This is a genomic window from Bradyrhizobium tunisiense (assembly GCF_042263385.1).
Taxonomy (GTDB): Bacteria; Pseudomonadota; Alphaproteobacteria; order Rhizobiales; family Xanthobacteraceae; genus Bradyrhizobium; species Bradyrhizobium tunisiense.
The window spans coordinates 61,792-84,141 of the sequence record NZ_JBHLEV010000003.1 but is presented as its reverse complement, the minus strand read 5'-3'; the positions used below and the strand labels follow the sequence as shown (position 1 = coordinate 84,141).

The 22,350-nt window shown below is 63.2% G+C and carries 17 protein-coding genes and 1 tRNA gene; 11 read left to right on the top strand and 7 right to left on the bottom strand.

Annotated elements, in window-relative coordinates; all coding sequences use genetic code 11:
- Positions 1-82: 82 nt before the first annotated feature.
- Positions 83-949 (bottom strand): cupin domain-containing protein, encoded by an 867-nt coding sequence (locus ACFDR6_RS13635; protein ID WP_375858602.1) that lies wholly within the window; start codon positions 947-949, stop codon positions 83-85.
- A 363-nt stretch (positions 950-1,312) separates the two neighbouring features.
- On the opposite strand from ACFDR6_RS13635, the gene pdxR reads away from it, so the two are divergent.
- From pdxR to ACFDR6_RS13610, 5 genes are all read left to right on the top strand, one after another.
- On the top strand, positions 1,313-2,800 hold the full coding sequence (gene pdxR / locus ACFDR6_RS13630; RefSeq protein ID WP_212079483.1) for a MocR-like pyridoxine biosynthesis transcription factor PdxR: 1,488 nt from the start codon (positions 1,313-1,315) through the stop codon (positions 2,798-2,800).
- A gap of 139 nt (positions 2,801-2,939) precedes the next feature.
- Positions 2,940-3,431 (top strand): antibiotic biosynthesis monooxygenase, encoded by a 492-nt coding sequence (locus tag ACFDR6_RS13625; RefSeq protein ID WP_212079482.1) that lies wholly within the window; start codon positions 2,940-2,942, stop codon positions 3,429-3,431.
- Positions 3,432-3,576: 145 nt separating this feature from the next.
- Complete coding sequence (locus tag ACFDR6_RS13620; RefSeq protein ID WP_375858601.1) at positions 3,577-4,776, top strand: GTP-binding protein; 1,200 nt, start codon at positions 3,577-3,579, stop codon at positions 4,774-4,776.
- Between the two features lie 280 nt (positions 4,777-5,056).
- Positions 5,057-5,734, top strand: coding sequence for a nitroreductase (locus ACFDR6_RS13615; RefSeq protein ID WP_212079480.1), 678 nt, complete (start codon positions 5,057-5,059; stop codon positions 5,732-5,734).
- 33 nt (positions 5,735-5,767) lie between these two features.
- The gene (locus ACFDR6_RS13610; RefSeq protein WP_317241992.1) at positions 5,768-6,880 is read left to right on the top strand and encodes a L,D-transpeptidase family protein; all 1,113 of its coding nucleotides are present in this window, start codon (positions 5,768-5,770) and stop codon (positions 6,878-6,880) included.
- A 9-nt stretch (positions 6,881-6,889) separates the two neighbouring features.
- Here the strand turns inward: ACFDR6_RS13610 and ACFDR6_RS13605 are convergent.
- A tRNA-Ser gene (locus tag ACFDR6_RS13605) sits at positions 6,890-6,979 on the bottom strand.
- Between the two features lie 194 nt (positions 6,980-7,173).
- On the opposite strand from ACFDR6_RS13605, the gene ACFDR6_RS13600 reads away from it, so the two are divergent.
- Positions 7,174-7,515, top strand: a complete 342-nt coding sequence (locus ACFDR6_RS13600) for a hypothetical protein (protein WP_317244043.1) — start codon at positions 7,174-7,176, stop codon at positions 7,513-7,515.
- 174 nt (positions 7,516-7,689) lie between these two features.
- Here ACFDR6_RS13600 and ACFDR6_RS13595 read toward each other — a convergent pair whose 3' ends face one another.
- The 3 genes from ACFDR6_RS13595 to ACFDR6_RS13585 form a co-directional block, all read right to left on the bottom strand.
- On the bottom strand, positions 7,690-9,153 hold the full coding sequence (locus ACFDR6_RS13595) for a trehalose-6-phosphate synthase (RefSeq protein WP_317241959.1): 1,464 nt from the start codon (positions 9,151-9,153) through the stop codon (positions 7,690-7,692).
- Positions 9,154-9,394: 241 nt separating this feature from the next.
- On the bottom strand, positions 9,395-10,213 hold the full coding sequence (gene otsB, locus ACFDR6_RS13590) for a trehalose-phosphatase (protein WP_212079476.1): 819 nt from the start codon (positions 10,211-10,213) through the stop codon (positions 9,395-9,397).
- Between the two features lie 4 nt (positions 10,214-10,217).
- Positions 10,218-11,702, bottom strand: a complete 1,485-nt coding sequence (locus ACFDR6_RS13585) for an MFS transporter (RefSeq protein ID WP_317244042.1) — start codon at positions 11,700-11,702, stop codon at positions 10,218-10,220.
- A gap of 182 nt (positions 11,703-11,884) precedes the next feature.
- Between ACFDR6_RS13585 and ACFDR6_RS13580 the strand changes: the two genes are divergently transcribed.
- On the top strand, positions 11,885-12,271 hold the full coding sequence (locus tag ACFDR6_RS13580) for a DUF3175 domain-containing protein (RefSeq protein WP_317241958.1): 387 nt from the start codon (positions 11,885-11,887) through the stop codon (positions 12,269-12,271).
- Positions 12,272-12,409: 138 nt separating this feature from the next.
- Here ACFDR6_RS13580 and ACFDR6_RS13575 read toward each other — a convergent pair whose 3' ends face one another.
- Positions 12,410-14,443, bottom strand: coding sequence for a methyl-accepting chemotaxis protein (locus ACFDR6_RS13575; protein WP_375858600.1), 2,034 nt, complete (start codon positions 14,441-14,443; stop codon positions 12,410-12,412).
- A gap of 366 nt (positions 14,444-14,809) precedes the next feature.
- On the bottom strand, positions 14,810-16,849 hold the full coding sequence (locus ACFDR6_RS13570) for a methyl-accepting chemotaxis protein (protein ID WP_375858599.1): 2,040 nt from the start codon (positions 16,847-16,849) through the stop codon (positions 14,810-14,812).
- 350 nt (positions 16,850-17,199) lie between these two features.
- Here ACFDR6_RS13570 and ACFDR6_RS13565 point away from each other — a divergent pair, with 350 nt between their 5' ends.
- The 4 genes from ACFDR6_RS13565 to ACFDR6_RS13550 all read left to right on the top strand — a co-directional run bounded on the left by ACFDR6_RS13565 (position 17,200) and on the right by ACFDR6_RS13550 (position 22,240).
- Complete coding sequence (locus ACFDR6_RS13565) at positions 17,200-17,685, top strand: (2Fe-2S)-binding protein (RefSeq protein WP_212089039.1); 486 nt, start codon at positions 17,200-17,202, stop codon at positions 17,683-17,685.
- Positions 17,686-17,771: 86 nt separating this feature from the next.
- On the top strand, positions 17,772-20,114 hold the full coding sequence (locus tag ACFDR6_RS13560; protein ID WP_375858598.1) for a xanthine dehydrogenase family protein molybdopterin-binding subunit: 2,343 nt from the start codon (positions 17,772-17,774) through the stop codon (positions 20,112-20,114).
- 15 nt (positions 20,115-20,129) lie between these two features.
- The gene (locus tag ACFDR6_RS13555; protein WP_375858597.1) at positions 20,130-20,930 is read left to right on the top strand and encodes an FAD binding domain-containing protein; all 801 of its coding nucleotides are present in this window, start codon (positions 20,130-20,132) and stop codon (positions 20,928-20,930) included.
- A 203-nt stretch (positions 20,931-21,133) separates the two neighbouring features.
- A complete protein-coding gene (locus tag ACFDR6_RS13550) occupies positions 21,134-22,240 on the top strand; it encodes a CaiB/BaiF CoA transferase family protein (protein WP_375858596.1) in 1,107 nt (368 codons plus the stop codon).
- Positions 22,241-22,350: the final 110 nt, after the last annotated feature.

The window sequence follows — 22,350 nt, the reverse complement described above, 5'->3', positions numbered from 1 at the left end:
ACCTGGGTGCGCGATGAATATGAAGGCGGACGGTAGCCATCCTCAACCAGACCGGCCGGGACGGCCACCGTCGCCAACCCAGTCATTCGATCAGGGCGTCGCGGGTTATCACCCACAGTTTCTTTGTAAACGGACCTTTGGAAGTCCAGGTGACGTGCATCCCGGAAGTCAGTCCGATCAGGTCACCAGCCTTGAACGAGTGCTTCTTTCCGCTCTCGGTCTCCACGACGTCCACCTCGCCCTCGAGCAGCAGAATCGTCTCGTCGCCCAGCGTACCGGTGTAGGGGGTGACCAGCGTTCCTTTCTCGTCCACCGATGAGCCGGCGATTCCCTTGCCGGACCGCCAGACGCCGCTCATCATCGTGCCCGTAGAGCCGGACGAGCGAATGAAATACAGTTCGCCGGCGACCAGCTCCCCTTCCTTCGGCTCGGTGAAATGATAGTCCTGCCATTCCTCCGGATTGTCGCTAACGTGGCTGATCTTCAGTTCCTTTGACGCATTGGCCGTCGGCTGCGTCCCGTTCCAGATGCACCAATATTTCTTGAACGAAGGCGCCTCGATCTCCCAATGGACCTCTAGGCCCTTTGGTGAACTGATGATCGAACCCGGCCCCACCCGATACCGCTGGCCGGTCTCCGGCACCGTGAGGGTGGCTGTGCCGTCGATGACGCACGCTGTTTCATCGCCGAGCGGGGACGAATAGACGATCTTGTGCGATCCAGCGCGGGAGGCCCCGGGCGACGTAGGGCCAGTCCTCCAGAATCCGGCGGACAACGAACCGGACACGCCTTCCGGACGAACAACGGTGATTTCGCCATGAACCTGCTTGCCAAGGCGGGGCTCCACCCATTCGAAGGGCGCCCATTGATCTGCCGGCGGATTCTGAACGCCGCCGTGCACCACATGGCGCGGTGCGATTACTTTGGCCAAATTCGACTTCGTCGACATCTTTGCCTCCTCCTTCTGGTGTGTCCCTACGATTGCAAGTTGTGTTGCGGCGACCTTCGCCGAGGCATCCGCCACGGCTTGATCTTCTTTTGCCGTCGGACTGGCAGGTCGGCCGGAAACGCATCTAACAACACACTCCCAGCTCGGCCGTAGGTCCTGCTTCGATATTTGCGATGGAGCCAGAATTGCGCTCACTGCGCCGAAACGGCCGCCGCATTGACCCCGGAGGTTGGATGGGAAACGATGCCGAGGATTGGTAGCGCGCCCAGTTGACCTTTGAATGGGGCCGAATTCGAATCCCATGAGCGCCAAGGAGCACTGCTGGAGACCTATGACGAACAGGTCTGACACGAGAGACACTCAATGCAGCCCCTGATCAGCATCGACCGCGCCGCTGGGCGCCCCTTGCAAATCCAGATCTATGAATCGATCCGATCCCAGATCTTGAGCGGGATTCTCAAAGCCGGGAAGCAGCTGCCATCCTCGCGAAGTCTCTCGGAGCAACTGGGCATCGCCCGCAACACGGTCGTGCTGGCTTACGAGCGACTTGCTGCCGAGGACTATATCAACTCAAAGACCAAGGCCGGCATCTTCGTCAACGACAGGCTTCCAGATGCCGCCGTCCTGATCCAATCCGGTTACTCGACCGTGACATCGAAGGCACAACGCATTCGTCTTGGAAAGAATCCGGGATTTTCAGGACGCGCACCTGTGCTTTGGACGGAACAGCGCGCGCGACCGCGGTTCGACTTTTTTGTCGGCCGCCCGCACGCCGACAGCTTTCCGACGAGCTTTTGGCGCAACGCCACCGCGCGCCATCTGGCCTTTGCGCACGGTATTCAAACCCAATATGGCGATCCATGCGGGCTGGGTGCGCTACGCGCGGCAATCAGCGACCATTTGCGGACAACGCGCGGCATCGAGGCGGATGCCGACCAAGTCCTGATCACCTCAGGCATTCAAGGGGCGCTCAATCTGCTGGCACGCGTCTTCGTCAACGGGACCGGAGACACCGGCGTTGCCATCGAGAACCCCTGCTATCAGGGCGCAGCTTTTTTGTTCAGCAGTTACGGCGCTCATATACACCCCGTTCGGGTGGACGATCATGGGTTGATCGTTTCTCAACTCGAAGAATTTCGCGGCAACCTGATCTATGTCACGCCGTCGCATCAATTTCCAACCGGCTGCACCATGAGCCTCGACCGCAGGCTTCACCTGCTGAGCTGGGCCTATCAAACAGGAAGCTATGTCATCGAGGACGACTACGACAGCGACTTTCGGTACGATGGACCTCCTCTGACCGCGCTTGCCGGGCTGGATCGCCGTGGACACGTCATCTACCTGGGCACGTTTTCCAAATCGATCGGCGCTGGAATCAGGATCGGGTACGCGGTTGTTCCGCGCCATCTGCTCGAGCAGGCACGGATCGTGAAGGCTTTACTCGATAATGGCGCGCCCTGGCTCGAACAGGCGGTACTGGCGGATTTCCTGCAAGAAGGCGCGTTCCTTCGGCATCTTCGTCGTATCCGGCGATCGTACATGGCTGCTCGGGATGCCCTGGTCGATGCGATCGAGCATCACTTCCCGGGGGGCGTCCTTTCAGGCCGCGAATGTGGCATGCACATGATGTGGACATTGCCCCCCGATCTGCCCGCGGCGGATGAAATACAGCGTGTCGCGCTCAGCCGTGGCGTGGGACTCTATCCACTTTCGAAAGCGGCGGCCCACGAGTACGGTAAAGCACAATTACGCGACCGGACACTCGTCCTTGGCTACACGGCATTGTCGGAAGGCGAAATCCGCGAGGCGATCGCGCGTGTTGCTGCGGCAATCAAAGACCATGTGACCTAGCGGATCGGGTGCCGCTGTCGGAGCAACTTCATCCCGCCCCAGCCCTGGACCAATTCTAAACCGCGCCGCTGGTCCAAGCCTTCCTCGGAAATCACCCTTAGCCTCCCCTCAGCATAGATCGTAGCGAGGGAGACTATCCATGGCGGTTTATCAAAGCATGCAGCGCGTGCGGTTCTCGAGTGAGGACGGCTACAAGAAATTCCAGATGGTTTTCTCCAACGTGCGTCATCACCTGAAGAAGCTTCCGGGGTTTCTGCATTTGACATGGTGGGTGCATCCGGATGATCCACACTGGTACAACGAGGTCAGTTTCTGGACCAGCTTTGAAGCTCTGAAAGACTGGCACATGGACACGTACCACAAGCACGCCAAGGAGTGGGCTGTCCGTACCGGCGCGATCATGGAAGACATCATCGTCAACTTCGAATACAAGAACGCCCGCCTCATTCGCGTCTGCCCGGCTTGCGCCCATATCTCCGATACGCCGTTCGATGTCGCCCAGGAGCAAGCCGCCCTCGCCCAACCCTGCCCCAAATGCGGGTTCATTTTTCCGGTGATGGCGGAAACCGGAAACAGTACGGCGGTCTTCAAGGATGTCGCTCCGGTGCCGACATCCATTGCCGCGGAGTAGTCGCTCGATCCGGCGTAGCCGGAGGGCCACGTCGCTCGAGCAATGATCTGCGGCCCCTCGACGAGGCGGCAGGTCTCTGTAACGCACCGAATCACTGCAGCAGAAGGCGTCTTCGATGTTGGGGCGAACGCGGCGAAAGCTTCCGGTGACTGTCCTGTCCGGCTTTCTCGGCGCCGGCAAGACGACCTTGCTGAACGCGCTGCTGCTGAACCGGGTTGGACGGCGGATCGCGGTCATCGTCAATGACATGTCGGCGGTGAATATCGACGCTGCCCTGATCAAATCTGGAACTGCGCAGCTGTCCCGCACCGAGGAAACGCTGGTTGAACTGAGCAATGGCTGCATCTGCTGTACGCTTCGCGGAGATCTCATCGACGAAGTCAGGAAACTTGCGAAACAGGCTCGGTTTGACAATCTCGTCATTGAAGCAACGGGCATCTCCGAACCGCTGCCGATCGCGGCGGCATTTGCCTATCGAGATGAACATGGCTTGAGCCTGGATGATGTCGCCTTTATCGACAATATGGTCACCGTCATCGACACGGCCCAGGTTTCACAGAACTTTTGGTCGCGGGACTTTCTCAACTCCAGGGAGACCGTAGCGTCGGACGACAAGCGCACCATCGTTGAGCTCCTGGCTGATCAGATCGAGTTCGCTGACACGATCATCCTGAACAAGATCTCATCGGCCCGCATCGACCAGCGCCGCTCCGCGTACTCGATTGTGCGCGGGTTGAACTCTGACGCGACGATACTCGAGGCTGATTTCGGGCGTGTGAGCCTTCGAGATCTGGTCGACGTCAACCGGTTTGACGCCGAGCGAGCACGAATGCATCCGCTCTGGAAGAAAGAGCTCGAGGGCTTCAGGGACCATGTTCCCGAAACGGAGGAGTACGGCATTTCGAGTTTCGTCTATCGTGCACGGCGCCCGTTTGATCCAACCCGGCTTTCAGAATTCATCGCCAGTCCCTGGAACGGGGTCTTGCGAGCCAAAGGCTTCTTCTGGCTTGCAAGCCGCCCCCGATGGGTCGGCGAACTCAGTCAATGCGGCGCTCTCGTGCGGACGACCGGAAAACGCTGGTGGTGGTCGGCGATCGGCAAGACCCTTTGGCCGAGTGATCCGCTATGGCGCAGCGAGCTAGAGGCTTCCTGGGACCCCAGATATTGCGATCGCAAGCAGGAGCTCGTTTTCATCGGTACGGATATTGATGCCGACGATCTGCGCAGAAGGCTAGATCTATGCCTGACGGACTCCTGTCCCTCTCAGGTGCATTCAGAACTGGTCGACGAGGAAGACTGCTTTCCGCCCTGGCTTGCGAAAGCCGATCTCCATAGCGGCGCCTAGACGCCGCGCGGGTCGCCGCGGCAAGATGTCGAAAACAGGCCCCATGTAGAGTCGCCGGCGGTCGCTGAACCGACGGTTTGGCCGAAAAGCTTGACACGTCGAGCGCGTCAGCGGCACAATTTCATCCTTCCGGAGTTCGCTAAACGATCGCGTGCGCACTATTGATGCGATCATGTTCCGCGTGGCTGGGCCGTTGAGGATGCGGGCGTCTCTTGCGCGAGGGTACCGAAACCGCGACAATCCCGACTGTTTCGGAACTTGTCAGGGGAATTCCACACAGATGCAGTTTGATGACGTGATCCTCGGTCGCCGGAGCATCCGCGGTTACAAACCCGATCCGGTACCCAAGGCGCTGATTGCGGAAATCATTGGCTTGGCGATGCGCGCTCCGTCGTCGATGAACACTCAGCCCTGGAATTTCTACGTCATCACCGGCGAACCGCTGGATCGAATCCGCGCCGGCAATACCGAGCGGATGGTGGCGGGCATTCCGCAGTCGCGCGAGTTTCGCACGGGTCAGCCCTTTGCAGGCAAGCACCGCGACCGGCAGGTCGGTGTCGCCAAGCAATTGTTCTCCGCGATGGGGATCGAGCGCGACAACAGGGACAAGCGCCAGGACTGGGTCCTGCGCGGCTTCCGTCAATTCGACGCGCCCGTCTGCGTGATCATAACCTATGACCGCGTGCTCGACGGCAGCGACGATACGCCCTTCGACTGCGGCGCCGTGGCGACGGCTCTGGTCAATGCTGCCTGGTCTCGCGGGCTCGGCGCCGTGATCAACAGCCAGGGCATCATGCAATCTCCCGTGGTGCGCGAGCACGCGGGCATCGCCGACGATCAGGTCATCATGAAGAGCATCGCACTGGGCTGGCCGGATGAAACATTTCCGGCGAATGCGGTGGTGTCGGAGCGGAAGTCGGTCGAGGAGGCGACCGTGTTCGTTGGGTTTGAGAAGTAGCGGCGCGCAGGCGAAGGGGCTGGAGATGCAGCAATGATCCGCGCGATGGCTCGATATGCGCTTGTGCTGGCAGCCGCCTTTGCCGCCACCTTGACGCCGGTTGCCTGCCTTGGCGAAGGCAGCAAGCCGTTGCCCGCCAAGGCAACACAGGAGCTGCCGGGCGAGCTGCTTTCGCTGCTCGAACAGAAGAGGATGCCAAAATATTCGCCGATCATCATGCGCCTCTTCAAGGAGGACGCGGAGCTCGAAGTCTGGAAGCAGGACACGGCCGGCCGTTTCCAGATCCTCAAGACCTATCCGATCTGCCGGTGGTCGGGCGATCTCGGGCCGAAGTTGCGCGAGGGCGACCGGCAGGCGCCGGAGGGATTTTATACCATTACACCCGAGTTGATGAATCCCAACTCCAACTTCTATCTGTCGATCAATCTCGGCTTCCCCAACAGCTTCGACAAGGCGAACAGGCGCAACGGCAGCTTCCTCATGATTCACGGCGATTGCTGGTCGAGCGGTTGCTATGCCATGACCGACGAACAGATCAGCGAAATCTATGCGCTGGCGCGCGACTCCCTCAGCGGCCGGCCATCGTTCCAGGTCCAGGCCTATCCGTTCCGCCTGACACCGGAAAACCTGGCGCGACATCGGAATAGTCCCGATCTGGCCTTCTGGAAAATGCTCAAGGTCGGCAACGATCACTTCGAGACGACGCAACGCGAACCCAAGGTAGATGTGTGCGACCGCCGCTATGTCTTCGATGCGCAACCACCTCCGAACTCGCCGCACGCTCTCATGTTCAACGCGACGGAAAAATGCCCGCCCTTCGTCGTCGATCCCGAGATCGCGCGGCGGGCGCTGCAAAAACAACGCGCCGACGAACGCGCATACGCGCAATTGGTTGAAGACAATGTGCCGGCGGCCCCGATCTACAGCGGACTCGACGGCGGCATGAACAAGGCTTTCCAAGCGCGGTTTCCGGGTCGCGTGACGCTTGCGAAAGTGATGCCGTATGCATCCTACATGCCGCAACTGCCTCCGATCCCGTGGATCGACAGTGGCGGCTCGTTGACGAGCAGATGGTTTGGACGTTCGTTCGCCGGGCTGGCCGTGTGTGATGCGGCTCCCGGCGGCGCCCCGTCGGGCCGGTGCTGAACGACGTGCTGGCGGAGAGAGTGGGATTCGAACCCACGGTACGGTTTCCCGCACACACGCTTTCCAAGCGTGCGCCTTAAGCCACTCGGCCATCTCTCCGGAGCGCCCTCTCTTGAAGGGGCGCCGATGATTTTGCAAGAGATCGAAGGAAAATCGGGTGAATTTTCCGCAACCTGTTGTATTTACGAGATAATATCTGTGATCCTACATGCCCTGAACCGCCCGGGGGCCGAACCCATGGCGGGTTTGCCGCGACGATTCACGTGAGGACGCCAACCACGACCGGGGACGCCGTGACCATCCGCAAGACCATCACCGTGCTGAGCCTGCTATCGGCCCTTGTCCCCGCCTTCGCCGTGCCGGCTCTGGCCCAGGTCTGCATCCGGCAGGGCGTCGATGTGAGTTGCAACGACGGGCGCCGCGGGGTGCTGTCCGGCGATGCCATCATCTGGCCGGACGGCACGCGCTCGAGCTCGACGCCGCATCAAAGCGTCATCATCGGCAACAAGAGCTCGGTGCATGTCGGGCCCGGCGTGTTCGTCGGCCAGGGCAAGGGCGTGGTGCCGCTGGACGATCCCAACGCGCCGAACAAGCGGCAGTGTGCGGTTCTGGAGGGCGTGTCGTACTGTTATTGAGACCTTCTTCCTTTTCCCCTTGTGGGAGAAGGTGGCACTCGCAGGCGCGACGGATGAGGGGTTGCGTCCACGAGTTATACCGCGAGAGGTACGCGTGAGGAAACATACCCCTCACCCGTCTCGCCGCGAGCCACCCTCTCCCAAGGGGAGAGGGAAAGCAAAGTTGCTCAGCTTCTAAATCAACCGCACGCCTGATATCGCCGACTTCAGCCAGCGCAAGGCTTGCGGCGGTTGCGCTGCGAGCGGGGCGACCGCGGCCTTCTCGGTCCGGCACTTTTCCAGTTCCGCGACGAAGTCGGCCGACCATTGCTGGATGGTATGGCCGCGCAGCTTCTTCATCATCGCATCCCACCGCATCTTGCGCTCGGGGAGCGGCATTGCGGCCGCGACCGCGATCGCGCGCGCCATGCCGTCGATGTCGTGCGGATTGACGAGCAAGGCGGTCTCGAGCTCGTTGGCCGCGCCCGCGAACTTCGACAGCACCAGCACGCCGGGATCGGCCGGGTTTTGCGCGGCGACATATTCCTTGGCGACGAGATTCATGCCGTCATGCAGCGGCGTCACCACGCCGACTTGCGCCGTCCGATAAAGACCAGCGAGCACGGCCTGGCTGAATCCCTTGTTCAAATAGCGGATCGGGGTCCAGTCCACCTCGCCGTGACGGCCGTTGACGTCGGTGACGAGGCGCGCGACCTCGTTCTGAAGATTGCCATAGGCCTCGATCGCGCCGCGCGAGGGGTTGGCGATCTGAAGCAGCGAGATGCTGCGCGCGAACTGCGGCTGCTCCGTCCACAGCCGGTCGAATGCGCTGATGCGGTTGACGAGGCCTTTCGAATAATCGAGGCGGTCGACGCCGATCGCAAGCCGCTCGCCGTTGAGGCTGCGCCTCAGCCGCGACACGTCGGGGTGCGATGCCGATTTCGCGGCATAGGCTGCGAACTTCTCCGCATCGATGCCGATCGGAAAGACCTCGCAGCGGGTGCGGCCATGCTGCGAGATCGCAACGCCGTCCTCGACGGCGAGGCCGAGCTCTCCGCCGACATAGGCGAGGAAGTTCTGGCAATCCTCGTTGGTCTGGAAGCCGAGCAGATCGTAGGCCAGCATCGCCGTGATCAACTCGCGATGATTGGGCACGCCTTGCATCACGGCAGTGACGGGCCACGGCGTATGCAGGAAGAAGCCGATCGGATCGTCGACGCCGAGATCACGCAGTTCCGCACCGAGCGCGAGGAAGTGATAATCCTGCACCCAGAACGCGGTCTTTGTTTTTCGGAACCGCATCAAGGCGCGCGCCATGAAGGCGTTGACCTCGCGATAGCTGACATAATCCTCACGCGAGACGCGGATCAGATCGCTGCGCGAATGCAGCGCCGGCCACAGCGCCGAATTGGCAAAGCCCTCGTAATAGCCGCCGTAATGCGCCGCCGGCAGATCCAGCGTCGCAATCGCGCCCGTTCCCAGCGCTTCGATCTCGGCGAACGGTTCCTTCTGATGGCCGTCACGCACCCGCCCCGAAGATCCCACCCAGATCGCGCCGGAATGTTCCACCACCGGCAACAAGGCTGCCGCGAGGCCGCCCGTCATGGGCTCGTTAGGCTTGCCGCGCGCGACACGATTCGAAACGACGACTAAGTTCACAGGTCGTCCCCTCCTGTTTCATTCCACCCCGTTTAACTGCCGTTCATCAATATGGTTCCTGACCATCGTTTCAACGAATTGAAACCAAAATCGGGCGCGCGCGTTGGAACTGGTTTCGCTTGAGGGAACCGGGACTTTCCACTGCAAAGACAGCGATTGCGGCCTTTTGCGCAGCACATTGTGGCACCCAACGGCGCCGCTTCCCGAGCATCATGGTCTGCGACGTGGCGCCGCCTCAGTTTCACCTTGGATCGAGCAGGCGGGCAAGGAACGCCCGCACGTCGCTCGGCGCGTCGAAATGGCCGTTTACGCCCATGGCACGGCGGCCGACGGAGAAGGCAAGCCCGTTCATGTCGGGCATGATCGCAAACACGGTTTCATCGGTGACGTCGTCGCCGATGAAGATCGGACGCCGCCCCTTGAACGGCTCCCGCTTCATCAGTTCACGCACGCCGGTCGCCTTGGTGAATCCGGAATGCTTGATCTCGCAAACGAACTTTCCGGGCAGCACCTCGATGGGCGCATTGGGCAGGTCGGCACGGATCACCGAGACGGATTCGTAGATCGCTTTCTCCGCGTGCGGCGCGAGCCGGTAATGCAGGGCGAGCGAATAGCCCTTGTCCTCGAGCAGAATGCCCGGGCTGAGCTTGGCAATGGCCGCCAGGCGGCGCTTCAGCTCCTTGTCCAGCGGTGGCGCGTGCACGGCGTCGGCTTCATTGTCCACCGACAGCCGCATCTCGGCGCCGTGGCCGGCGACGGCGCGAAACACGTCGGGTGCGAAGATCAGGTCGATGTCGTTGAGCGAGCGGCCGCTGACCAGCGCCAGCGCGCCGGAGGTGCGCTCGGTCAGATGTTTCAGCGTTTCCGACAACCCCGGCGGCACCCACACTTCACGCGGCGTCGGCATCAGGTCGAGCAGGGTCCCGTCGATGTCGAGCAGAATTGCGGTCTCATCGAGATGCGGCACCAGCGCATGCGGCACCGGCACCGCGTCGGGTGCATCGTCATCCAGCATGGTGCGCTTCTGATCCAACGCCATCTCTGCAAGTTCCGATTTCATCAGTCTACTCCATATAGGCGAGCGGCCGCGCGATTTGTTCGAGCGATTTGCGCTCCGCCGAGACGGCGTAGCGCCACGCCACGATCGCGGCCGCGATCATCAGGGCTGAGCCCAGCAGGTAGCCCGCGAATACGCTGGTGCGCGACCCCGTGTCGATCAGCACGCCGAACAGCGCCGGCCCGATCACGCCGCCGATGCCCGTGCCGACCGCATAGAACACCGCGATCGCCAGCGCGCGAACTTCAAGCGGAAACGTCTCGCTGACGGTGAGATAGGCCGCGCTCGCGGCGGGTGAGGCAAAGAAGAAAATCACCATCCAGGCGACGGTCTGCCCCTGCGCGGTGAGCGCGCCGATGGAGAACAGATAGCCCGAGAGCGCCAGCAGCAAGCCCGACATGCCATAGGTGAACATGATCATGGTGCGGCGTCCCAGCGTATCGAACAGGCGGCCGAGCAGCAGCGGCCCGAGGAAATTGCCGGCAGCAAAGGGGAGCAGGTACCAGCCGACGTTTTCGGCGCTGATGCCGTAAAAATCGGTCAGCACCAGCGCGAAGGTGAAGAAGATGGCGTTATAGAAGAACGCCTGCGCACTCATCAGAACGAGGCCGACCAGCGCGCGCTGCCGGTACACCGAGAACAGCGTGTGGACGACCTCGCGGATCGGCGTGTGGTCGCGCATCCTCAGACGGATCTTCGTGAAGCGCCCGTCGCCCGCATCCTGGCGGTGTCCGACCACCGAGCGCTCGATCTCGTCGACGATGGCGTGCGCCTGGTCGGGACGGCCGTGGATCATCAGCCAGCGTGGACTTTCCGGGATCCACATCCGCATCAGGAGCACGACGAGGCCCAGCGCCGCGCCGATCAGATAAGCGAGACGCCAGCCGAGGTCGGGGTTGATCACGGCAGGATCGAGCAGCACGATGGCCGCGACCGCGCCCATCGCAGCGCCGATCCAGAAGCTTCCATTGATGACGAGATCGGTCCAGCCGCGATAGCGCGCCGGCACCAGCTCCTGGATGGTCGAGTTGATCGCCGTGTATTCGCCGCCGATGCCGGCGCCGGTGAGAAAACGAAACAGCGCGTAGCTCGCGACATCCCACGACAGAGCCGTCGCGGCCGTCGCCGAAAGATAGAGCGCCAGCGTGATGAAGAAGAGCTTCTTGCGGCCGATGCGGTCGGTGAGCCAGCCGAAGCCGAGCGCGCCGAGCACGGCACCGGCGAGATAGGCGGAATTGGCAATGCCGAGATCCAGATTGGTGAAATGCAGCGACGAGCTCTGCTTCAGGGCGCCCGAAAGCGCGCCGGCAAGCGTCACCTCGAGCCCGTCAAGAATCCAGGTGATGCCGAGCGCGAGCACGACGCGGGTGTGAAAGCCGCTCCAGGGCAGCGCGTCGAGTCGCGACGGAATGCTGGTCTCGACGATGCGGTCGGTCGCGGCCGCCGAGACCCCAGATGCATAGTTCCGCGCTGGGCTTTGCTGCAATTCCATCGAGCTGTTGCGTTCGATCAATGGAAGCGGCCCCGATTCACAGGACGTGAACGGGGTCGATCCGATCATTGGGGTGCGGCATTCCGCCTGCCACCTGCGACAACGTCCGCGGGGAGGCCGGGTTCCCGCAGGAACGGCCGCCAGCACCGCCCGTTTCCGATGGAGCCGCAAGGAGTTGACGCATGGCTCATGTCAGAAAGACGACACATTCTCGAAACAGCGGCACAGGCAAGTCCGGCCGCCGGAAGACAGGCACGCGGCGTAGCGCGACCACGCGCAAGAGCGCCAAACGCGCAACGCCAAAGCGCTGGTCGCAGCGTGTGACCAAAGAGAGCGACGCACTCGACCTCAAGCAGGGCGTGTTCAAGCTGACCAGCCCGAAGAAGATCGCGACGTCACTGAAGCGATCGGCCGAGCACAGCTCACGACGCAAGACCGGCGCCTATCGGTCGGCACTGTCGATGCTGACCTTCTACATCAACCGCGCCGGCAAGACCTTGCCGAAAACGCAGCGCACGCGGCTGGAAAAGGCGAAGGTCGAGCTGAAGCGGGCGTTTGGGCGGGAGTGAGGATGAGAGGTGAGGCCCTCAGAGCGCGATCTTGACTTCGCTGTCGTCCTGGAGAAGCGGAGCACCTGGCAGCGCGCAGCGCTGTCAGGTGTGCAGCGCGGCTCCGGGACGACAGCGGAGTATGACGCCGCGGCGAACTTACGCCGCCCTGATATTCCCCATGAAGCGGTCGAGCTCGGCGCGCAGGCGGGTGCTTTCGGATGACAGCGTCTTGGCCGAGTGCAGCACCTCCTCCGAGGCCGAGCCGGTCTCGGCGGCGCCGCGGTTGACCTCGCCGATGTCGGTGGCCGCGGTCTGAGTCCCTTGCGCGACCGTCTGGACGCTGCGCGCGATCTCCTGCGTCGCCGCGCCCTGCTGCTCGACCGCGCTCGCGATCGAGGTCGAGATCGACGAGATCTGGCCGATGGTCGCCCCGATCTCCTTGATCGCGGCAACCGATTCCGCCGTGGCGCCCTGCATGCCCGTGATGTGCGAGGAGATCTCGTCGGTCGCCTTCGCGGTCTGGCTCGCCAGCGACTTCACTTCGCTGGCAACCACCGCGAAGCCGCGGCCGGCTTCGCCGGCGCGTGCCGCCTCGATGGTGGCGTTGAGCGCCAGCAGGTTGGTCTGCTCGGCGATCGCGGTGATCAGCTTGACCACCTCGCCGATCTGCTGGGCGGCATGCGACAGCTTGCCGATGCGGCCGTCGGTTTCCCTGGCCTGAACCACGGCGGCCTCCGCAATGCGGCTGGAATCGCGCACCTGGCGGCCGATCTCCTCGACCGAGGCCGAGAGCTCTTCCGTCGCGGTGGCAACCGACTGCATGTTGGACGAAGCCTGCTCGGAGACGCCGGCGACCTGGCTCGACAGGCTCTGCGTGGTCTCGGCGGTGCGGGTCAGCGTGGAGGCCGCCGATTCCAGCTGCACGGCGGAGGCCGAGACGTTGGAGACGATGGCGCCGACCGCGCTCTCGAAATCGTCGGCGAAGCGAATCAGCTCGGCGCGGCGGCTGGCCGCCTGCTCCCGGTTCTGGACTTCGCTGGCGGCAGCATCGCGCTCGGCCTTGGCCACCGCCTGGACCTTGAACTCCTCGACCGCGCCGGCCATCTCGCCGATCTCGTCCTTGCGGCCGAGGCCCGGCAGCACGACGTCGAAATTGCCCGAGGCCAGCTCGCGCATCGCCTTGCACATCGCGATCATCGGACGCGAAATGCCGTTGCCGAGCATCAGGGCGAGCACCGCGCCGATGGCGAGGCCACCGAGCGCCAGCATCACCATCAGCCGCTCTGTATCAACGATCTCCGCATTGGCGCTGGCTTCGATGCGCTGCTGATCGGCCGTCAGATCCGACCGCAGCTCACCCGAGAGCTTGAGGATGCCCGCCGCCGTCTTGGTCATATCGCCGTTCAGCTTGACGATGATCTTCACATTCTCCGACAGCTTGGTGAAGGAGGTGCGGTATTGCTTCAGGAGGGTGCCGATCTCGGTTACGCGATCGGTGATCTTCTGGTCGTTCGCATAGATCGAGACCAGCAGGGTCTCCAGGAATTTGATCCGCGCGATCACACCATCTGCGGTCTTCGGCTCCGGCTTGGCGACGAAGGCACTGACCGAGGTGGAGACCGCCAGATATTGCGAGGTGATGTCCTTGGCCGTGGTCTGGACCGAGGCCAGCCCGGCCAGCGCGGCGGTATCGGCAAGGTCGTCGAACTTGAAGCGGATCTTGTTGCCGACGCTGTTGAGCTCATCGGCCGCGATCTTGTTGTTCTCGCGCGTCAGGGTGATGATTTCGCCGAACACCTTCGTGAAGCGCTGGAATTCGGCTTCGAGCTTGCCGACCTGCTCGCGGCGGACGGCACCGGTCGTAGCGGCCATCGACTTTGCGATCGCGCTCCTCAGATTCTCTTCAGCCGCCTTGGCCGCGGTCTCGTCCTCGGCCGCGCCGGTCAGGGTGTAGGCCCGCGCCAACCCCTGATAGGCGATCAGCTCGCGATCGACCGTCCGGGCGAGGTCGGCTTCCGACACGCTGGTTCGGTAGGAGGCGACGGCGCCCTGGATCCGCTCGAAGCCGAAATAGGCGAAAGCCATACTGACGGCGAGGATGGCTAGCAATGCCCCGAAGCCGAGGATGATTTTTGCACGGAAACGCAACGTTGGCAGCTTCGATTGGCGCGACTTCGACTTGACCGACATTCCCCCACCCCATTCCATTCGCGGAAAACCAGGCGCAGCCCGGAAGCAGCCCGCTTCCAGACTCGCCGGCACGTTACGGCGCAAAGGATAAGCTGTGGTAAATTTGTGGCACCGCAACTGGCGGTTAGGTGATGCGGACGGGTCAGCGCTCCGCTTGTCGTCCCGGACAAGCGCAAGCGCAGATCCGGGATCTCAGCGCGAGCGCCCGCGCTCGTCGCCATAGCCACAGGGAGAAGTTTGGCGAAGACTTGGAGTTATCAGCTCACTCCATAACCAAGCCCTGTGGTTATGGGTCCCGGGTTCGCTTCGCGCCCCGGGACGACAGCGGTGTATGAGGCTGCAGCGAGCGCGGGCGACAGGTACGCCCTATGCCGCCCTGATATTCCCCATGAAGCGGTCGAGCTCGGCGCGCAGGCGGGTGCTTTCGGATGACAGCGTCTTGGCCGAGTGCAGCACCTCCTCCGAGGCCGAGCCGGTCTCGGCGGCGCCGCGGTTGACCTCGCCGATGTCGGTGGCCGCGGTCTGAGTCCCTTGTGCGACCGTCTGGACGCTGCGCGCGATCTCCTGCGTCGCCGCGCCCTGCTGCTCGACCGCGCTCGCGATCGAGGTCGAGATCGACGAGATCTGGCCGATGGTCGCCCCGATCTCCTTGATCGCGGCAACCGATTCCGCCGTGGCGCCCTGCATGCCCGTGATGTGCGAGGAGATCTCGTCGGTCGCCTTCGCGGTCTGGCTCGCCAGCGACTTCACTTCGCTGGCAACCACCGCGAAGCCGCGGCCGGCCTCGCCGGCGCGCGCCGCCTCGATGGTGGCGTTGAGGGCGAGCAGATTGGTCTGCTCGGCGATCGCGGTGATCAGCTTGACCACCTCGCCGATCTGCTGGGCCGCATGCGACAGCTTGCCGATGCGCCCGTCGGTCTCCCTGGCCTGAACCACGGCGGCCTCCGCGATGCGGCTGGAATCGCGCACCTGGCGGCCGATCTCCTCGACCGAGGCCGAGAGCTCTTCGGTCGCGGTGGCAACCGACTGCATGTTGCTCGAAGCCTGCTCGGAGACGCCGGCGACCTGGCTCGACAGGCTCTGGGTGGTCTCGGCGGTGCGGGTCAGCGTCGAGGCCGCCGATTCCAGCTGCACGGCGGAGGCCGAGACGTTGGAGACGATGGCGCCGACCGCGCTCTCGAAATCGTCGGCGAAACGAATCAGCTCGGCGCGGCGGCTGGCCGCCTGCTCCCGGTTCTGGACTTCGCTGGCGGCGGCATCGCGCTCGGCCTTGGCCACGGCCTGGACCTTGAATTCCTCGACCGCGCCGGCCATCTCGCCGATCTCGTCCTTGCGGCCAAGGCCCGGCAGCACGACGTCGAAATTGCCCGAGGCCAGCTCGCGCATCGCCTTGCACATCGCGATCATCGGACGCGAAATGCCGGTGCCGAGCAGGAAGGCGAGGACCGCGCCAAGCAGCGTGCCGCCAATGGCGAGGATCAGAACCAGTTGCTCCGTCTGCCCGATGGTCGCTTCCGACTCCGATTCCAGCCGCTGCTGTTCGGCGACGAGGTCCGCCTTCATGGCGGTAGCTCCTTGCAGGATCGCACCGGCCGAGCCGCTCATCTCGGTGACGAGGTCGTCGACCAGCTTGGCTTTCGCAATCAGCTTCTCCAGCGCTTCGCGATAGGCACCGAGAAGCGCTTTGGCCTCCTTCAGGCCGGCGACGATCTTGTCATCCATGGAATAGACCGCGCCGAGCGAGTTCTCGACGAACTTCAGCCGCGCCATCGCACTTGCTCCGACGCCCTGGTCGGAGTTGAGGATGAAATTGCTCGCGGCCGCACTCGCGGTCTGGAATTGGGCGTTGACCTGCTTGGTGCCGAATTCGATCGCCTGCGCCTCGGAGTCGGAGGCGTTGTTACCGACGTCATCCAGCTTGTATTTGAGGAGGTTGGCGTTGCGCTGAAGCTGATTCTGGACCAGAAGCGCGCTGTCGCGCTTGGCCTGCAAAATCTGGGCGAAGGTCGCCGAGAAGTTGGAAAACTCCTTGGCGAGCTTGTTGAGGCTCTCCAGCCGCGCTGGCTTCTTGGCATTCCTGATCGCCTGATCGATGGCATTCTTCAGGCCGGCCTCGGCGTCCAGCGCCGCCTTGGCGTCATCTTCCTTGCCGGTCACCACGAAGTAACGGGCAGCCGAACGATAGCCGAGCAGTTCGCGATCGATATCGCGGGCACGATCGGCCTCCGAAACGCTGCTGCGGTAGGATCCGACGCCTTCCGAAACGCGTTCGAAGCCGAAATAGGAGAAGGCCATGCTCCCGGCGGAGATCGCCAGCACGACGGCAAAGCCGAGGATGATCTTGGCGCGAAACCTGAGAGTGGGAAATATTGTGCGCTTTGACGGCGACGCGATACGCCCGGACATTCCCACCCCCATTTTCATTCAGCCCCGATCCGAAGGCGCCCTGCCCCCAGATCCGAATGCGCAAAACTAGGGCAGAATGGATAAAGGGCGGTAAATTCGCAGCATCCGCGCTCCTCCGCCAAAGGCCCACCGAACAGGCAACGGCTGGCATCCCACGCAAACTGTGCACTTTAGCAGGGAAAATAGCCGGGGATCGCCCTCGCCGGCCTTGGTCCCTGAACGGGCGCCTCATGTCTCCGGCTGGATCAATGACCTTTCCATGACGCGGGCGACCAAAATCCTAGTTGCAAAGTTCCGGGTCGCTGTCTCTAATTAGAAGCAATCAAAATCAATCCCGGGAGGACTACACCGTGTCTACAGTCAAACTGACAGTGAACGGCAAGGCCGTGGCTGTCGACGTCGAGGACCGCACGCTGTTGGTCCAACTCCTGCGCGATCACCTCAATCTCACGGGGACCCACGTGGGCTGCGACACCAGCCAGTGCGGCGCCTGTGTCGTGCATATGGACGGCAGGGCGGTGAAATCCTGCACCATGCTGGCGGGCCAGGCCGACGGCGCCAGCATCACCACCATCGAGGGCATCGCCAAGGGCGACGAACTGCATCCGATGCAGGCCGCTTTCCGCGACAATCATGGCCTTCAATGCGGCTACTGCACGCCGGGCATGATCATGTCGGCGATCGACATCGTGCAGCGCCATGGTGGCCAGCTCGACGAGACAACGGTCCGCCAAGAGCTGGAAGGCAATATCTGCCGCTGCACCGGCTACCACAACATCGTGAAAGCCGTGCTGGATGCGGCCGGACGCATGAAGGTCTCGCAGGCGGCCGAGTAAAGCGGCGCGCCTCGAACGAACAAAATGACCGCTGCCGCTCTCGAAGGAAGGCGCAGCCATATAATTTCCGGTCGGGAGGACCAGACATGGGTGTTGAAGGTATCGGCGCACGCGTCGTGCGCAAGGAAGACAAGCGTTTCATTACTGGCAAGGGCCGCTACGTCGACGACATCAAGCTGACGGGCATGACCCATGCCCATTTCGTCCGCAGCCCGCACGCGCACGCCAAGGTGAAGGGGATCGATTCCTCCGCCGCGCTGAAGATGCCGGGTGTGGTCGCCGTGCTCACGGGCCAACAGATCGTCGACGACAAGGTCGGCAACCTCATTTGCGGCTGGGCCATCACCTCCAAGGACGGCAGCCCGATGAAGATGGGCGCATGGCCGGCGATGGCACCGGTGACGGTGCGCTTCGTCGGGCAGGCCGTCGCGGTCGTGATCGCCGAAAGCAAGAATCTGGCACGCGATGCCGCCGAAGCGGTCGTTGTCGATTACGAAGAGCTTCCCGCGGTCGCCGACGTCCAAGCCGCGATCAAGTCAGGCGCGCCGCAGCTTCATCCCGAGGCTCCCGGCAACCAGGTCTATGACTGGGTGATCGGCGACGAGGGCGCCACCGATGCCGCCTTCGCCAAGGCCGCCAACGTGGTGAAGCTCGACGTCACCAACAATCGCCTCGCCCCGAACGCGATGGAGCCGCGCGCGGCGATCGCGGACTATGACACGGCGGAAGAGCATTTCACGCTCTACACGACCTCGCAGAACCCGCATGTCGCCCGCCTCGTGCTGTCGGCATTCTACAACATCGCGCCCGAGCACAAGCTGCGCGTGATCGCCCCCGATGTCGGTGGCGGCTTCGGCTCCAAGATCTTCATCTATCCCGAGGAGATGGTGGCGCTGTGGGCTTCGAAGAAGGTCGGCCGTCCCGTGAAATGGACCGGCGACCGCACCGAGGCCTTCCTTACCGACGCGCATGGCCGCGACCATGTCACCCATGCCGAGATGGCATTCGACGCCAACAACAAGATCACCGGCCTCAAGGTGAAGACCTACGCCAATTTCGGCGCCTACATGTCGCTGTTCTCGTCCTCGGTGCCGACCTATCTCTATGCGACGCTGTTGTCGGGCCAGTACAACATCCCGGCGATCCATGCCGAGGTGGTCGGGGTCTACACCAACACCACGCCGGTCGATGCCTATCGCGGCGCCGGCCGCCCCGAGGCCAGTTACCTGATCGAACGTCTGATGGAGACGGCGGCGCGGCAGCTCAAGGTCGATCCGGCCCAGTTGCGCCGAACGAACTTCATCACTCAGTTCCCACACCAGACGCCCGTGATCATGGCTTACGACACCGGCGACTTCAACGCATCGCTCGATGCCGCGATGAAGGCGATCGACTATGCCGGCTTCCCTGCCCGCAAGGCCAAGGCGAAAGCCGACGGCAAGCTGCGCGGCATCGGCGTGTCCTGCTACATCGAGGCTTGCGGCATCGCGCCGTCGAAGGCGGTCGGCAGTCTGGGTGCCGGCGTGGGCCTGTGGGAATCGGCCGAAGTGCGCGTCAATCCGGTCGGCACCATCGAGATCCTCACGGGCTCGCATAGTCATGGCCAGGGTCACGAGACCACGTTCTGCCAGCTCGTCGCGGAGCGGCTCGGCGTCCCCATCAGCCAGGTCTCGATCGTCCATGGCGACACCGACAAGGTGCAGTTCGGCATGGGCACCTACGGCTCGCGCTCGGCGGCTGTCGGCCTCACCGCGATCCTGAAAGCGATGGAGAAGATGGAATCGAAGGCCAAGAAGATTGCGGCGCATGCGCTGGAAGCTTCCGAGGCCGACATCGTCATCGAGAACGGCGAGTTCAAGGTCACCGGTACCGACAAGGCGATCGCCCTGCCGATGGTCGCGCTCGCGGCCTATACCGCGCACAATCTGCCTGACGGGATGGAGCCGGGCCTGAAGGAAAGCGCCTTCTACGATCCGACCAACTTCACCTTCCCGGCCGGCACCTATATCTGCGAGCTCGAGGTCGATCCCGGCACCGGCAAGACCTCCTTCGTCGACTTCGTCGCGGCCGACGATTTCGGCCGGCTGATCAACCCGATGATCGTCGAGGGGCAGGTCCATGGCGGCCTTGTCCAGGGCATCGGGCAGGCACTGCTCGAGCATGCGATCTACGATGCCAACGGCCAGCCGGTCACGGCCTCGTTCATGGACTACGCCATGCCGCGCGCCGACGATGTGCCTTCCTTCAACCTCTCCCACACCACGACGCTGTGCCCGGGCAATCCGCTCGGCATCAAGGGCTGCGGTGAGGCTGGCGCGATCGGGGCGTCAGCGGCCGTGATCAACGCGATCACGGATGCGATCGGCAAGAACAATTTGGAAATGCCCGCGACCCCCGACAGGGTGTGGCGTACGATCCACGCGGCTTGAGAGGGAGCAACCAAGATGTATCAGACCAAATATCATCGCGCTTCCTCCGTCGACGAGGCCGTCAGCCTGTTCGGCAAAAGCAGCGAGGCGAAGTTTCTGGCCGGTGGCCAGACGCTGCTGCCCGTCATGAAGCAGCGGCTCGCCAGCCCCTCGGATGTCATCGACCTCGGCAAGATCAAGGAGCTGCAGGGCGTCGAACTGTCGGGTGACACGCTGACCATCAAGGCCGGCACGATCTATTACGACATCATGACGAATGCCGATGTGAAGAAGGCGATCCCCGCGATCGCCCATCTCACCTCGGTGCTCGGCGACCCTGCCGTGCGCTACCGCGGCACGATCGGCGGCTCGATCGCCAATAACGATCCCGCGGCGGACTTCCCCGCCGCCCTGCTCGCGCTCGGCGCCACCGTGAAGACCAACAAGCGGTCGATTGGGGCGGAGGACTTCTTCCAGGGCCTGTTCACGACGGCGCTCGAAGACGGCGAGATCATCACGGCCGTATCGTTCCCGGTGCCGGCGAAGGCAGGCTACGAGAAGATGCGGCATCCGGCCTCGCGTTTCGCGCTGACCGGCGTGTTCGTCGCCCAGACCAAATCGGGCGAGGTTCGGGTCGCCGCCACAGGCGCCTCGCAGAGCGGCGTGATGCGGGTGCCCGCGATCGAAGCCGCGCTGAAGGCGAACTGGTCGCCATCGGCGATCGACAGCGTCAGCATTTCGGCGAACGGACTGCTGGCCGACATCCACGGCACGGCGGAATACCGCGCCAACCTCGTCAAGGTGATGGCACAGCGCGCGGTCGCAGCTGCCGGCTGACGCTCATGCGCTAGCGTCTCGACGCAAATTTTCCGCGGCGCGCACTTCGGTGCGCGCCGTTTTATTTTGGCCGCGGCATCGAAAGCGCTTGCCTCGCTGGCGTGAAGGCGAGAAAAGTTAATCAGCCGATTAACTCGCTCAAGAACAATGCAGCGGCGATGGCCGAACCATCGGCAATCGCCCGCGATCCGAGGAAACAACACGTGCTCGATAAATCAACCCCCTCCGCGTCCGTCCGCGCCTCCGGCCCGCTCTCGGGCTTTCGCATCGTCGAATTCGCCGGCATCGGGCCCGGCCCGTTCGCCTGCATGATGCTGGCCGACATGGGCGCCGACGTCGTCACGCTCGACCGCGTCGGCGCAAAGAAGAGCATGAAGTCGGTGGCGGGCCGTGGCCGCAAGGTGATCGAGCTCGATCTCAAGGACAAGGCGGCGATCGCGCAAGTGCTCGACCTCCTGGCCACCGCCGATGCGCTGGTCGAAGGTTTTCGTCCCGGCGTGATGGAGCGGCTCGGCCTCGGGCCTGACGTCGTGCTCGCGCGCAACCCCAGGCTGGTCTATGGCCGCATGACCGGTTGGGGCCAGGAAGGCCCGCTGGCGAACGCGGCCGGTCACGACATCAATTACATCTCCATCACCGGCGCGCTCGCCGCGATCGGCACCAAGGAGACGCCGGTGCCGCCGCTCAATCTGGTCGGTGATTTCGGCGGCGGCGCGCTCTATCTCGTCGTCGGCGTGCTCGCTGCGCTTCTGGAAGCCTCGCGCTCCGGCAAGGGCCAGGTGGTTGATGCCGCGATGTGCGACGGCGCGGCCTCGCTGATGTCGTTCTTCTTCGACATGACCAATATGGGCCGCTGGACCGAACAGCGGGACCAGAACTTCCTCGACGGCGGCGCGCATTTCTACGGCGTCTATGAATGTGCCTGCGGGCACTTCGTCTCGATCGGCTCGATCGAGCCGCAGTTCTACGCGCTGCTGCGCGAGCATGCGGGCCTCACCGATGCCGATTTCGACGCGCAGATGAATCCCAAGGCATGGCCGGCGCTGAAGGAGAAGCTCAAGGCGGTGTTCAAGAGCAAGACGCGCGAGGACTGGTGCAAGATCATGGAAGGCACCGACATCTGCTTCGCGCCGGTGCTGACCATGTCGGAGGCAACAAAGCATCCACACATGGTCGCCCGCAACGTCTTCGTCGAACGCCACGGCGTGAAGCAGCCTGCGCCGGCGCCGAGATTCTCGCGCACGCCGTCAGCGGTGCGGGAGCCGGAAGGCGCGGAGATCGGCGCGGTGACGGCTGCGTGGAAGCGATAAGGCCCCGCCGTTGCAACACGCTCCGCTGTCGTCCCGGACAAGCGTAGCGCAGATCCGGGACCCATAACCACAGGGCGTGGTTTGGCGAAGATTAGCCGTTCGGTACTCCT